The following is a 13,132-nucleotide window of genomic DNA, read 5'->3' as shown; positions in this document are numbered from 1 at the left end:
ACAGGCGTGGGGAGTTTCGCGCACCGTAAGGAGCGCGCTCCCCGGCGGGGAAGGCCGAGATCGGCGTCGGTCGTCGGCTGCGCCGAACGGTGGTCCGGCTGCGCCGAGTGACTCAGATCACTGCGTTGACCGGTCGCCGTTCAGTCGGTCAGCTCGCGGTACCGCCCCCGGTAATGCAGCAGCGGGGCGGTCTCCTCGGCCAGGTCGATCGCCTCGATCGTGGCCTCGACCAGCAGTCCCCAGCCGTACTCCCGGGCGGTGTCGAGCCGGCAGCCGGCCCACCCGCCGGCGTCGGCCGGCACCGGGCCGTAGGGGGTGTCGGTCCACGTGCCGGTGGCGAAGAGGCCGCCGGGGGACGGGAAGAGGCCGGCGAACCGGTCGGCGAGCTGCCGGTGCGTCGGGCCGAGTGGGCAGACCGCGAACCGGCCGGCCTCATCGATCGCGGCCCACAGGTCCGACTCCGGGTCGATCAGCCCGAGCAGCCGGTCCGGTTCGCCCTCGGCGACCAGGGTGGACGAGACGGTCAGCCCGGCCGGCCCCGGCGCGGTCCAGAGGGTGACCGGGGCGGCGAGCCGCCCGCGCAGCCGGCGTACCGGTGAACGCTGCCCGGCCGGCACGGCGAACGGGTCGGTGTGGTGGATCTCGGCACCCGGCTCATGATTCACGTGAAACATTGTGCCGCCCCGGGCCCGCGCCCAACCGAGGAAGCGGTCGTGCAGGTCGGCGGGGCGGGCCTGCCCGTTGAGCTGGGCGAGCTGGTCGCCGGCCTCCGCCATCAACAGGCCCAGGTAGACCAGCAGGGCGGTCCGGTCGTCCCGGTACTCCACGAGGAGCGCGAGCCGGGCCGGCTGGCAGGGCCAGGGCGCACCGCAGGCCCGGCAGCGCCAGAGCGGACGCATCGGCGCGTGCGGCACGTACCGGCTCACCGCGCGGCCCCTGCGGCACTGGTCCCGGCGGCGGCCCGGTTCCCGGCCGCGGTCGGGGCGGCCCGGCCGCAGCCGCCACCCTCGTCCTGCCGGTCGTCGTGGCCCTGCCGGTCGCCGTGGCCCTGCCGGTCGTCGTGGCCGCTGGCGTCGCGCCGGCCGTGGTGTCGGGCGTCGCGCGGACCGTGGGCGGCTCCTTGCGCCGGTGCTCGCCTGCCGCCGGGTGGACGCCGGTGTACCGGAGAGCGATATACCTGAGCCTCATAATTATGCCTGTCAGTCATATCGCTCGCCGGCATGCCTGGCGCTGCGACGCGACACGCGGGGGCGGGAGTCACCACCGGCCGCCGTTCGCCCGCCAGGCCTGCGCCGGGGTCAGCCAGCCGGCGCGGCCAGGACGCGGCACGGCCACCGTCGGGGCGTAGGCCCAGGCCGGCGCGGCGTTCGGCCGGGTCGCCCCCGGCGCGCCCGCCGGGGGCGGCGGCGTGATTCCGCGGTACGACATCCCGCGGTACGACCGCGCGGCGGCGTTCCTGCGGCGGCGGAACAGGGTGAACATCGGGGCCTCCTCCGGTCGGAAGGGGCCGCCCCGGATCGGGGGAATGACCGGGGCGGCCCGACGCGGGACCGGCCGCCGGGTCGTCGCCTCCACCGGCCGGGCCGCATGCCTCCACCCTGGACTCAAGGACTCGGACAGGGGAGGATTCCAGGGCTTACTACGCAGCGCGGTCGCGTACTTACCGGAGAGGTACGGGATGAACGTCGAGATGTGGATCCGGGCGCTCAAGGCCGCCCGGGCCGGCGCGGACGTCTCGCAGGAGGGGCTGGCGGCCCTGATCAAGTGGAGCCCATCCACCGTGGCGGCCATCGAGACCGGCCGCCGCCGCCCGACCATGGAGTTCGCCGTCGCCGCCGACCACGCCCTCGGCACCGGCGGCCTCCTCGCCGGCCTCCTCAAGGAGAGTGAGGGCAGCAGCTCGCCATCCTGGTTTGAGTTATGGCCGAGCTATGAGCAGCGGGCGGTCCGGTTGCGCCACTTCGAGCCGTGTCTGATTCCTGGCCTACTGCAAACCGAGGATTACGCCCGGGCCATCTTTTCGGCCGGCCGTTTTCATCCTACCGAGCGGGCCGAGGAGTTGCTCAGCCTCCGGATGAGCCGGCAGCGACTACTGCACCGGGAAGACCCACCGGAGTGCGTCTTCGTCATCGACGAGAGCGCACTGCGCCGGTCGATCGGGGGACCGGCGGTCATGGATCGCCAGCTTGGCCGATTGTTGGAGGTAGCCGAGCTATCTAACGTGCGGCTTCACGTGCTGCCGCTCGATGTGGGCGCGCATGTGTCACTGGGAGGCGGGTTTGTAATCGCTGAGCTCCCCGGAAACGACCATCTGCTCTGCCTCGACAATGCTGCGCGGGGCCAGATCGCGGACTATCCGGAGTGGATTGGCCTGGTGCAGCGAAAGTGGGAACATCTCCTTGGCGAGGCGCTTTCTGCGCGCGCCACGCTTGAACTGGTCAACAAGCTAAAGGTGACGCCATGACTCGTGTCGCACCCCGTTGGCGCAAGTCGAGCCGATCAGACAATGACGGCAACTGCGTCGAGGTGGCGGACAACCTGCCCGGGGTGGTGCTGGTCCGGGACAGCAAGGACCGCTCCGGCCCTACGCTCAGCTTCGCCCCGGACGCCTGGCGCTCCTTCCTCGCCCGGTGGAGCGCGGTCCGGCCGTAATCTGCCGTGACCGACGTGGCCAACACCCGCGGCCGGTACGCGTTCATGCGCCGGCGTTGAGCGACCGGCGGGCGGCCGCCAGCACCTCCGGGTCGGCGCAGCCGGCCGCGTACCCGGCGATCCGGCGGCGGATGTCCCGGCCGAGCAGCCGGACGCCGATCCGCTCGGCGACCGGTCGCAGGAACCCCGGCCGACGGCGGAAGTTGTACCGCCAGGTGGCGATCGTGTGCCCCGGCTGCGGGGCCGGGGCGAAACGCCAGCCACCGGCGAACATCTCGAAGAACCAGGGCCCGCGCACCATCTTCATCCCGACATGGCTCGGCGGCGCCCAGGAGACGTACTCGCTGACCATGACGAGGCCGTGGCGCGACCGGGTGAAGGTACGCACGCCCTTGCCGGGGCGGGCCGCGCCGTCGGTGAAGTGCTGTTCCCGGACGAAGGGATCCCACCGGTAGCGGACCGGCGCGACGGTCTGCGACACCGCGAAGGCCAGCTCGGGCGGCACCGGCACGGTGACCACCGCCTCCACGACCGGCATCAGCGGCGCGGGGTGACGGCGGCCAGCAGCTCCGGCTGGCGGCGGTCCAGCACGTCACCGGCCAGGTACGAGCCGAGCAGCGCCGCGCCCAGCCCATACGCCAGGCCGACCGGCAGGGCCAGCCAGAGCCACAGGTCGCCGAGCAGCGCCGCGGCCACCACCATCGGCACTGCCGCCACCGCCGAGGCGACCATGGACAGCAGTGCGAGGAAGCTCTTCGCCAACCCGGTGCCGGTGTTCATCGCGAACGGGTTGCTCGTCTCCGGCAGCGCGTACGCGCCGAGCACCGAGATGAACGCGTTGATCGCCAGTCCGCTGCCGTACGCGGCGAGCAACGCGCCGGCCATCACGCCCAGCCAGGCCGGGTGTCCGAGCAGCGTGGCGAGGACGACCGCGACCACGCCCAGGATGGGCACCACGTAGAGCGAGAACGCGGTCATCCGGGCCCGCAGCTCCAGCCGCCCGGGTACGCCGGCCACCACGTTCGCCGCGTACGCGCTGCCGTCGAAGCCGAACTGGTTGGCCAGGGTCAGCGAGGCGAGCACCCCGACGAAGAGCATCGAGAGGCTGACCAGGAACGGCGAGGAGTCGGCGGTGGCCTCGCCGAACGCCTGCCCGCCTTCGGTGGCGAGCCGGGAGCCGCCCAGGTTGACCATCACCGGCACGAAGACGCCGACCACCGCGATGGTGATCAGGTTGGCGCGCCGCCGGGCGTCCCGCCACCAGTAGCGGCACTCCCGGGCGACCAGCGCGCCGAACCGGTCCCGCCGGGCCCAGCCGACGGCGCGGGGGAAGAGCTGGGCGACCGCCCCGCCGGCCGGGCCCCGCCGGTCCCGGGCCGGGCCGGCGCTGACCGTACCGACCATCGCCGACTCCAGCGACCGGGACCACCACAGCAGCAGCGCGCCGATGGTCAGCGCGGTGATCAGCAGCTTGACCGGGCCGGCCCACACCCGCCCCTCGGCCACGTCGATGCCGGCGGTCCACGGCGCCCCGAACGGGGTCCAGCCGATCACCCGGGCCACCCCGGTCAGCCGGTCCCAGTCGGCCTGGCGGACCGCCGCCAGCACCAGGATCTGCAACGGCCCGAGCAGGGCCGCGACCACCGCCAGCAGCACGGCCGCCAGGTCGCGGACCCGGCGGGAGCGGAGCATGGTGGCGAAGGCGCTGGTCACCGCGCGGGCCGCCGCCACGCAGAGCAGCAGCCCGGCGGCCGCCCCGACGACCGCGACCAGGCCGGCCGACCAGCCGCCCAACGCGCCGGCGGTGACCACCAGCCCGGACACCGCCACCAGCATCGCGAGCACCGGCACGCTGACCAGGGCGGCCGCGAACAAGCCGGTGACCAGGGTGCGGCGGCTCAGCGGCAGCAGCGCGAACCGGGCCGGGTCGAGCGTCTCGTCCACGCCGAAGAAGACCAGCGGCAGCAGCAGCCAGCCGAGCACCAGCAGGCCCCCGCCGAAGGCGGCGGTCAGCAGCGCGTACCGGGGCTCGCCGGCCAGGCCGGGCGCCGCCAGCGCGAAGAAGCCGCCGGCGGCGAACCAGAGCCCGCCCAGCACGCCGACCACGAAGAGCGCGATCCGCCAACCCTGGCCGCGGAAGTTGTTGCCGAGCACCCGCAGCTTCAGCCGGACGAAGTGCCCGGCGGAGACCCGCCGGGCCGGCCCGGCCGGCGCGGTCACCGGGACAGCCACGACAGCTCCTCGCCCGTCGCGGTCCGCCCGCCGACCACCTCGACGAAGGCCTCCTCCAGGGACCGGTCCCCGCGCACCTGGTCGAGCGTGCCGACCCGCTTGATGGTCCCGTCGGCGAGGATCGCCACGTGCGAGCAGAGCCGCTCGACGACCTCCATCACGTGGCTGGAGAAGACCACCGTGCCGCCGCCGGTGACGTACCGGTGCAGGATGTCGCGGATCAGCGCGGCCGACACCGGGTCGACCGCCTCGAACGGCTCGTCCAGCACCAGCAGCCGGGGGCCGTGCAGCAGCGCGCAGGCCAGGCCGATCTTCTTCTTCATGCCGGCCGAGTAGTCCACCACCAGGGTCCGGCCGGCGTCGGTGAGCGCCAGCACGTCCAGCAGCTCCGCCGCCCGCTGCTCGACCACCGCCGGGTCCATGCCGCGCAGCAGACCGTGGTACGCCAGCAGCTCCGCCCCGCTGAGCCGGTCGAAGAGCCGTACGCCGTCCGGCATCACGCCGAGCAGGCTCTTGGCGCGGACCGGGTCGGCCCAGACGTCGTACCCGAGCACCCGGGCCTGGCCGGCGTCGGGCCGCAGCAGTCCGACGGCCATGGAGAGGGTCGTGGTCTTGCCCGCGCCGTTCGGGCCGAGCAGCCCGTAGAAGGAGCCGGCCGGAACGTCCAGGTCGACCCCGGCGACCGCCACCTTGGTGTCGAACTGCTTGGCCAGGCCGCGCAACGCGAGCGCGGGGTGCTCTTGGGTCATGTCCCGACGTTAGTCGGCCGACGCCAGCGATCTCTCCCGCCAGGGGACGACCTCGATCTCCTTCCCGGGCAGGAGATCGGCTGCGGCCCGGGTGTGTTCCTCAAACCGCTCCGCGAGCCAGTTCTGCTCGTCCACCGTTACCTTTCCTCCCCGCCGTCCTTCAGCACTGTGAAGGACCGGAGCGGTCCGAGGTGACACCTCGAGTGGAGGAGCGACGCGTGACGTCAGGCATGAAGACCATCATCTACCCGGTCCGCGACCTGGAGCGGGCGAAGGCGCTGTACGGCCGGCTGCTGGGCGTCGAGCCGGTCGTGGACGAGCCGTACTACGTCGGGTTCGCCCTGGCCGGGCAGGACGTCGGCCTGGACCCGAACGGCTACGGCCAGGGCATGACCGGGCCGGTGGCGTACTGGCACGTGGACGACATCGAGGGGAGCCTGAAGGAGCTCCTCGATGCCGGGGCGGAGAAGGTGCAGACGATCAAGGACGTCGGCGGCGGCAAGCTGATCGCCTCCGTACGCGACGCGGACGGCAACGTGGTCGGCCTGATCCAGGCGCCCTGACGGAGACCGGATCTCGTCGGGCGTCACCGCCCCCCGGCGCCCGACGAGATCCGGGAGGATCACGACGGCCCTGACGCCCGAGGAGGATCCCCGATGACCCCGCCGCCCCGCCCACATCAGCAGCGCTGGAAGGACACCCTGCATCGGCTGGAGAACTCCCCGACGGGGTGGGCGACGCGTTCGCCGCGAAGACCGGCTTCGATCCGCGCCGGCTCACCGGCCGATACCGCTACTTCCGGGTACGCCCGCAGCGGATCCAGGCCTGGCGCGAGGAGAACGAGCTGGCCGGCCGCGACCTGATCCGGGAGGGTCGGCGGGTCGACACCATCGGGTGAGGTGTCGGCCCTGCCCCACCGGAGGCGCCCCAGCTCAGAGGCGCAGCGCTTCGGGGGCGTGCAGGCGCAGCATGGTCGCGCCGACATCGGGGGGGAGCCGGCGGCGGGTGGCGAGGGACACCGCCACCATCACGGTGAACGCCAGCGGCACGGTCCACGCCGCCGGCTGGGTGGTCAGTGTGGCCGGCCAGCCGCTCAGCGGCGGGCCGAGCACCGTGAGCAGCACGGCGCCGATCGCCGCGCCGCCGCCGACCAGCACCCCGGCCGCCGCGCCCAGGTCGGTCAGCCCCCGCCACCAGATGCCCAGCACCAGCAGCGGGCAGAAGCTCGACGCGGCGACCGCGAAGGCCAGCCCGACCACCTGGGAGACGTCCAGCCCGGAGACGTTCAGCGCGAGTACCGCCGGCACCCCGCCGGCGATCACCGTGGCCAGCCGGAAGCCGCGTACCGAGCCGCGCCCGAGCACGTCCGTGGAGATCACCCCGGCGACGCTGGTGAGCAGCCCGGATGAGGTGGAGAGGAAGGCCGCGAACGCCCCGGCGGCGACCAGCGCGGCGAGCAGCCGCCCGGTCAGGCCGTCGCCGAGCGCCGCCCCGGGCAGCAGCACCACCACCGCGTCGGTCTGGCCGGTGAGCAGCAGCTGCGGCGTGTAGATCCGACCCAGCACGCCGTAGATCGTGGGCAGCAGGTAGAAGACGCCGACCAGGGCGAGCACCACCAGCGTGGTGCGGCGGGCAGCCGCGCCGTCCGGGTTGGTGTAGAAGCGCACCAGGACGTGCGGCAGCCCCATGGTGCCGAGGAAGGTGGCCAGGATCAGCGAGTACGTCGCGAACAGCCCCCGGTCGTCGTCCCCGGCGGTGTCCGGCAGCAGCCAGTCGGTCGCCCGGGTGGCCGTGCCGGAGACCTCCGGCACCGGGTCGCCGGCCGCGAAGTCGAGGCGGTCGCCGGGGCGTACCTCCCGGACGTCGCCGTCGGGGAGGGTGAGGGTCGCGCGGTGCTCGACCACGACGGTGGTCGCGGTCCGGAACGCCGGCCCGTCGGGCGGGGCCACCGCCGGGCGGGCGTCGGCCTGCCACTGCAACGCCAGGAAGATCGCCGGTACGGCCAGCGCGGTCAGCTTCAGCCAGTACTGGAAAGCCTGGACGAAGGTGATTGCCCGCATCCCGCCGAGCGCCACGTTCGCGGTGACCACCACCGCGACCAGCAGCGCCCCCACCGGGTACGGCGAGCCGGCCACCGTGGCCAGGGTCAGCCCGGCGCCCTGCAACTGCGGCACCAGGTAGAGCCAGCCGATGAAGATCACGAAGACGGTGGCCAGTTTCCGCAGCCGCCGCGACCCGAGCCGCAGCTCGCAGAAGTCCGGCAGGGTGAACGCCCCCGAACGGCGCAGCGGTGCGGCCACGAAGAGCAGCAACGCCAGGTAGCCGGCGGCGAAACCCACCGGGTACCAGAGCACGTCGACGCCGTATTTGAGGATCAGCCCCGCCACGCCCAGGAAGCTCGCCGCGGAGAGGTATTCCCCGCCGATCGCGGCGGCGTTCCAGGTCGGGCTGATCGCCCGGGAGGCGACCAGGAAGTCGGAGGTGGTCCGGGCCAGCCGCAGCCCGTAGAAGCCGATCCCGACGGTGACCAGGGTGACCGCCACGATCGCCGGGACGACGAAGCCGTTACCCACCTCAGCGCTCCGGCCGCTGGACCAGATCGGTGAAGTCCTGCTCGTTCCGCTCGGCCAGCCGCACGTAGGCCCAGCCGACGCCGATCAGGAACGGGAACGAGGCCACCCCGAGCAGCAGCCACGGCAGGTTGACCCCGAGCAGCGTGATCCGGCCGACCGAGGGCGCGATGGCGAAGAGCCAGGGCAGCCCGCCGAGGGCGATCAGCACCACCAGGCTCAGCCGCAGGGCCAGCGCGAGCTGGGCCTGGACCAGGCCCCGGACCAGCGCCTCACCGACCCGGGTCTGCTCCGCCAGCTCGGCGCGGGTCCGCCCGGACCGGTCGTCCCGGCGGGACACCTCGGCCAGCACGATCCGGGCCCGCCGGGGCGGCTCGGCGGCGCGCGGGGCCGGCACCGGGACGGCCTCGGCGGGTCGCCCCGGGCCGTCTTGCTTCGCCGGGCCGGTCATCCTCGGCAGTCTTGCCTGCTCAGTGGGAATGTCAAGGGCATGCCGTCGCGCCGGTCTCGGCCAGATCCGGGCCGAGCACCGCGCGGGCCTGCGTCCGGCCCACGTTCGCGGCCCGCCATCCGTCCTCGGGGAGCTGCGCGGCGATCTCCCGCAGCGCGCAGGAGCGCATCGGCTCGGGCAGCCGGTCCAGCGCCGGTACGGCATCCGCCGAGAGCCCGGACAGGTAGGCAACGTCCAGCCGGTCGATGCGCTGCCACCGGTCGACGTTCCAGTCCGCGATCAGCCGGTCCGGGTTGACCACCGCGAGCCCGAGCAGGGCGACCACGGCCGCGCCCAGCGCCAGCCGGGGCAGCCACCCGCTCCGGAGCCGGACCGTGGCCACTCCGACCAGCACGAAGAGCAGCCCGAGCCAGAGCTCCGCGGTCGCCACCACCAGGCGCAGCCGGGTCGCCCCGTACGCGTCGGTGTAGACCCGCATCCGGTACAGCGCCGACGCCACGACCACCAGGCTCAGTGCGGTCAGCCCGCCGACCAGCAGCCGGATCAGCACCCGGTCCGCCCGGGTACGCCGGGGCGCCCAGCGCATCGCGCCGGCGATCACCAGGAGGGTCAGCGCGGAGACCGCGAGCAGTTGCCAGAAGCCGCCCCGGGCGTACTCGGCGTAGGTCAGCCCGGCCGTGCGCAGCACGTGGGCGGAACCGCCGAACAGCACGGCGAGCTGCACCAGGACGAACGCCGCGAAGAGCGCGTCGAGCAGGGCCAGCGGCAGCACCCACTCCAGCAGGCGGACCGCCCGGGCCGGCCCGACCCGCAGCTCCAGATCGGGCGGCGCGGCCAGCAGGTACGCCCCACCGAGCAGCACCGCGCCCACCAGCAGGAGGCGGAACACCCAGCCGAACACCCCCGGGGTCGAGACGTCCGGCAGCGCCTGGGCCACCAGGTCGGCGAAGACCGCGTCGGCCGAGGAGAAGAGCAGCCCGAACAGCAGGAGCAGCGCGACGGTGATCCCGATGCTGGCCAGGCTCCGCCCGACGCCCGGGCCGCCCGGCCGGGCCCGGGGCAACCCCCGGGCCGCCCAGGGCAGTGCCCGCAGGCTGGCGATCGGCGGCAGTACCCCGGCGGTCAGCAGGCCCAGCGGCGTACGCCCGCCCGCCACGGTGAGCGAGGCGGTGCCGAGCGCGGCCAGCAGGCAGATCGCGAAGAGCCAGCCGGCGGCGCGTACCGTGCCGACCCCGACCAGGGCGACGGTGGCGACCGCCCAGACCAGCCGGGCCGCCCGTCCCGGCGCCCCCGTGGCGTCGGGACGGGCGGCCGCGCCGGCCCCCGCGGTGGTGCTGCTCTCCTCGGATCCGCGGACCCGCGGCGATCCGGCCGCACCGGCCGCTGGCGGCGACTGTGGCCCGGCGACTGCCGGCCGGGGCCGGGTCACGGCTGCCGTGCCGAGGGCGGCGGCCCCGGCGACGGTGGCCACCAGCCAACCCAGGCCGGGCCGGTCCAGCGGTACCACGGACGCGCTCACCCCGGCGGCCACCGCCACCGCCCCGAGCACCACCGGCCGGGCCGCTCCGGTGGCTCCCGGCCAGCGCCGCTCCCACGCGGACGGCTGCGGCACCGGGCCGACCGTCGCGGGCGGCGTGGTGAGCTGCGAGCGCAGGCCCGCCGGGCGGGGCAGCGCCAGTCGGGGGTCCACGGGCGGTCGCGGCGGGGGTGCGGTGGTCATGCGGCCTCTTCTCGGACGGGTTCGGTACGTGGCAGGGTGACTTCGATCCGGCAGCCGGGGCGAGTGCCGGGCGGGTCGGCCACCCGGATGGAGCCGCCGTGCAGTTCGACCACCCAGCGGGCGATGGCCAGGCCCAGCCCGGTGCCGCCGCCGGCGGCCCGCTCGCCCCGGGTGAACCGTTCGAACACCCGGGAGCGTTCCGCCGCCGGGATGCCCTCGCCCTCGTCGCTGACCTCGACGTGCAGCTGCCCCGTCCGCTCCTCGGCGGCGACGAGCACGGTCCCGCCGGGCGGGCTGTGCCGGGCGGCGTTGTCGAGCAGATTGGCGAAGACCTGGTGCAGCCGCCACGGGTCGGCGTGCACGGTCAGCGGGGCGGCCGGCGGCCGGAGTCGGAAATGGACGTCCTGCCCGGTGCCGGCGGCCGTCGCGGCGGCGTGCTCCACCGCCTCGTCGAGGAAGTCGGCGACATCCACCCGGACCCGGCGCAGTGGCACCACGCCGGCGTCGAGCCGGGACAGGTCGAGCAGGTCGGCGACGAGGTGCCCGAGCCGTTCGGTCTGGGTGAGCGCGGCGCGCAGCGCCGGCGGCTCCGGGGTGGCGACCCCGTCGACCAGGTTCTCCAACACGCCTTGGAGGGCGCTGATCGGCGTACGCAACTCGTGCGAGACGTTCGCGATCAGCTCGCGCCGGCGCTGGTCGGCGGCGGCCAGGTCGGCGGCCATCTTGTTGAACGCGTGGGCCAGCTCGCCCACCTCGTCGCGGGAGGTGGCCCGCACCCGGCGGGTGTAGTCGCCCCGGGCCATCGCCCCGGCGGCGGCGGTCATCTCGCGCAGCGGGGAGGTCATGCCGTGGGCGAGCACCTGGGCGGTCAGCAGGGCGATGCCGATGGCGGTCAGCGCCGTGCCCGGTGGGAGCCAGCCGACGCCGTACCAGAAGTAGCCGACGGCGACCGCCCAGGAGGCGACCAGCAGGACGCCGAGCTTCATCTTGATCGAGCGGACCGGGTCGAGCGGTCGGGGCAGCACGCGGTTCAGCCAGTCCACCAGGCGGCCGGTCACGCGGGCACCTCCAGCGCGTACCCGACGCCGTGCACCGTCCGGATGAGGTCCGCGCCGAGCTTGCGGCGCAGCGCCTTGACGTGGCTGTCGACCGTACGGGTGCCGGCACCGTCGGCCCAGCCCCACACGTCGGCGAGCAGCCGTTCTCGGGGCAGCACCGTCCGCGGCCGGCCGGCCAGGTGCACCAGCAGGTCGAACTCGGTGGGGGTCAGATGCACCTCGGCGGCGTCCTTGACCACCCGCCGCTCCGCCGGGCTGATCTCGATGTCGCCCAGCCGCAGGGTGGTCGGCGGGGTGGTCGCCGCCCGCTCCACCCGGCGCAGCAGCACGTGCACCCGGGCCGCCAGCTCGCGCATGGAGAACGGCTTGGTCAGGTAGTCGTCCGCACCGACCGCCAACCCGACCAGCAGGTCGGTCTCGTCGTCCCGGGCGGTGAGCATCAGCACCGGCACCGGGCGGTCGGCCTGGATCCGCCGGCACACCTCCAGCCCGTCGAAGCCGGGCAGCATCACGTCGAGGACGACGAGATCGGGCTGCCCGTCCCGGAACCGGTCGACGGCGCTCGGGCCGTCCCCGGCGATGTCCACCGTGAAGCCCTCCGCCCGCAGGCGGGCGGCGACCGACTCGGCGATGGTCCGTTCGTCCTCGACCACCAGTACCCGGCGTTCCCTCATGGCGTCCGACTGTAGGGACCGGCCGTGGAGATCGGTGGCTCGCCTTGTGAACAACCTGTGGAGAACGCCTCACTCCTGTGGATAACCCGGTGGATGAGTGCGGGTTCGTTGTGGACGACGAGCCGCGGTGTCACGGCTACGCCTGGCTCTACGGCCGGGACGACAGGTCGGTGGGCGGGGCGAACCACGTGGTGGTCACGACTGACGGGTCGACGTGGACCCGGTTCGCGCTCCCGCACTGAGCCGGTGCGTCGGCGCCGGCCCGGGTGGCCGCGCCGACGTCGTGGCTCACTCCGGCCCGACCCGGACCGGGTGGGCGGTGGCGGAGCCGAGCCAGGTGTGCGGGTTGCCGTACCAGCACCAGCCCAGCTTCGGCGCGCCCTGGCTGATCCAGAGCGCCGGCACCCGCTTGTCGCCGCACCGGGACCCGACCAGTGAGAAGCAGCGGTTGCTGGCCAGCGCGGACGGGAACTGGGTGATGAAGGCGATCCCCTCGTCGATGGTGAGCGGCAACCGGTCCTGTGCCGCCATCCTCTCCACCGCTGCGGAGGGTGCCAGGTTGCGGAACTCCTCGCCCCGGTCGACATCGAAGAGCAGGTACGCCGGCCCGGTCGGCACCTCCAGCTCCTTGATCGGGTCGAACCGGGCGAGATCGCCCTCGGCGAAGTGTCGGTCGACGAAGCCCGGCTTGCGCTTGCCGGCCAGCGCCGTGATTCGGAGCCGCTCCTCGACCTGAATCAGCTCCCGGGTGACGACCAGCAGGAACGGCACCCGTGCCTCGGTGGGCGGCGCCAGCTCCGCTGCGCGGGGGTCTATCGCGCCGCGCAGCGGGGTGACCAGCTCGGTGAACTGCTCGGTGGACATCCCGGCGAGCCCGGGGTAGCCCTTGTCCATCAGGGTGCCGACCTGGCGGTCGAACTCGGCGGCGACGTCGAACGCGGATCCGGTCACGGGCGGGCCTCCACTCACTCGTACTGTCTACCGTACAGCGTACGGTAACCCTCCGGTATTCCCGTACGGCGTTTT

The 13,132-nt window shown here is 74.0% G+C and carries 16 protein-coding genes; 4 read left to right on the top strand and 12 right to left on the bottom strand.

The features are described from left to right. Positions 1-140: 140 nt before the first annotated feature. Positions 141-827 carry a flavin reductase family protein gene (locus tag EV384_RS03415; RefSeq protein ID WP_242624431.1) on the bottom strand — a complete coding sequence of 229 codons (687 nt, stop codon included), beginning with the start codon at positions 825-827 and terminating at the stop codon, positions 141-143. A gap of 430 nt (positions 828-1,257) precedes the next feature. Then, positions 1,258-1,482 carry a hypothetical protein gene (locus EV384_RS03410; RefSeq protein ID WP_130330032.1) on the bottom strand — a complete coding sequence of 75 codons (225 nt, stop codon included), beginning with the start codon at positions 1,480-1,482 and terminating at the stop codon, positions 1,258-1,260. Positions 1,483-1,678: 196 nt separating this feature from the next. Here EV384_RS03410 and EV384_RS03405 point away from each other — a divergent pair, with 196 nt between their 5' ends. Both EV384_RS03405 and EV384_RS03400 read left to right on the top strand, forming a co-directional pair. Further along, positions 1,679-2,464 (top strand): helix-turn-helix domain-containing protein, encoded by a 786-nt coding sequence (locus EV384_RS03405; RefSeq protein ID WP_130330030.1) that lies wholly within the window; start codon positions 1,679-1,681, stop codon positions 2,462-2,464. Further along, entirely contained in the window at positions 2,461-2,652 is a 192-nt protein-coding gene (locus tag EV384_RS03400) for a DUF397 domain-containing protein (RefSeq protein WP_130330028.1), read from the top strand. The genes EV384_RS03405 and EV384_RS03400 overlap by 4 nt, the downstream gene beginning before the upstream one ends. A gap of 43 nt (positions 2,653-2,695) precedes the next feature. Here EV384_RS03400 and EV384_RS03395 read toward each other — a convergent pair whose 3' ends face one another. From EV384_RS03395 to EV384_RS36660, 4 genes are read right to left on the bottom strand one after another with little or no spacing between them, the layout of a single operon-like run. Beyond that, entirely contained in the window at positions 2,696-3,190 is a 495-nt protein-coding gene (locus EV384_RS03395) for an SRPBCC family protein (RefSeq protein ID WP_130330026.1), read from the bottom strand. Continuing rightward, positions 3,190-4,884, bottom strand: coding sequence for an ABC transporter permease (locus EV384_RS03390; RefSeq protein WP_130330024.1), 1,695 nt, complete (start codon positions 4,882-4,884; stop codon positions 3,190-3,192). The genes EV384_RS03395 and EV384_RS03390 overlap by 1 nt, the downstream gene beginning before the upstream one ends. Next, the gene (locus EV384_RS03385; RefSeq protein ID WP_130330022.1) at positions 4,869-5,633 is read right to left on the bottom strand and encodes an ABC transporter ATP-binding protein; all 765 of its coding nucleotides are present in this window, start codon (positions 5,631-5,633) and stop codon (positions 4,869-4,871) included. The genes EV384_RS03390 and EV384_RS03385 overlap by 16 nt, the downstream gene beginning before the upstream one ends. A 9-nt stretch (positions 5,634-5,642) precedes the next feature. Then, positions 5,643-5,768: a hypothetical protein gene (locus EV384_RS36660; protein WP_278045585.1), complete on the bottom strand. Its 126-nt coding sequence runs from the start codon at positions 5,766-5,768 to the stop codon at positions 5,643-5,645. Positions 5,769-5,851: 83 nt separating this feature from the next. On the opposite strand from EV384_RS36660, the gene EV384_RS03380 reads away from it, so the two are divergent. Both EV384_RS03380 and EV384_RS34650 read left to right on the top strand, forming a co-directional pair. Then, a complete protein-coding gene (locus EV384_RS03380; protein WP_130330020.1) occupies positions 5,852-6,196 on the top strand; it encodes a VOC family protein in 345 nt (114 codons plus the stop codon). 167 nt (positions 6,197-6,363) lie between these two features. After that, positions 6,364-6,531: a hypothetical protein gene (locus EV384_RS34650; protein WP_165439828.1), complete on the top strand. Its 168-nt coding sequence runs from the start codon at positions 6,364-6,366 to the stop codon at positions 6,529-6,531. A gap of 34 nt (positions 6,532-6,565) precedes the next feature. Here EV384_RS34650 and EV384_RS03375 read toward each other — a convergent pair whose 3' ends face one another. The 6 genes from EV384_RS03375 to EV384_RS03350 form a co-directional block, all read right to left on the bottom strand. Next, positions 6,566-8,206, bottom strand: coding sequence for a sodium/solute symporter (locus EV384_RS03375; RefSeq protein ID WP_130330018.1), 1,641 nt, complete (start codon positions 8,204-8,206; stop codon positions 6,566-6,568). 1 nt (position 8,207) lies between these two features. Next, a complete protein-coding gene (locus EV384_RS03370; protein WP_242623926.1) occupies positions 8,208-8,654 on the bottom strand; it encodes a DUF485 domain-containing protein in 447 nt (148 codons plus the stop codon). 31 nt (positions 8,655-8,685) lie between these two features. After that, positions 8,686-10,374, bottom strand: a complete 1,689-nt coding sequence (locus tag EV384_RS03365; protein WP_130330016.1) for a DUF4153 domain-containing protein — start codon at positions 10,372-10,374, stop codon at positions 8,686-8,688. Next, positions 10,371-11,432: a HAMP domain-containing sensor histidine kinase gene (locus EV384_RS03360; RefSeq protein WP_130330014.1), complete on the bottom strand. Its 1,062-nt coding sequence runs from the start codon at positions 11,430-11,432 to the stop codon at positions 10,371-10,373. The genes EV384_RS03365 and EV384_RS03360 overlap by 4 nt, the downstream gene beginning before the upstream one ends. Next, on the bottom strand, positions 11,429-12,106 hold the full coding sequence (locus EV384_RS03355) for a response regulator transcription factor (protein WP_130330012.1): 678 nt from the start codon (positions 12,104-12,106) through the stop codon (positions 11,429-11,431). Before EV384_RS03355 ends, EV384_RS03360 begins: the two co-directional genes overlap by 4 nt. A gap of 288 nt (positions 12,107-12,394) precedes the next feature. Then, on the bottom strand, positions 12,395-13,057 hold the full coding sequence (locus EV384_RS03350) for a DUF5701 family protein (protein ID WP_130330010.1): 663 nt from the start codon (positions 13,055-13,057) through the stop codon (positions 12,395-12,397). Positions 13,058-13,132: the final 75 nt, after the last annotated feature.

The organism is Micromonospora kangleipakensis, from assembly GCF_004217615.1.
In the GTDB taxonomy this organism is placed as follows: domain Bacteria; phylum Actinomycetota; class Actinomycetes; order Mycobacteriales; family Micromonosporaceae; genus Micromonospora; species Micromonospora kangleipakensis.
This window is presented reverse-complemented; position numbering and strand designations above follow the sequence as displayed.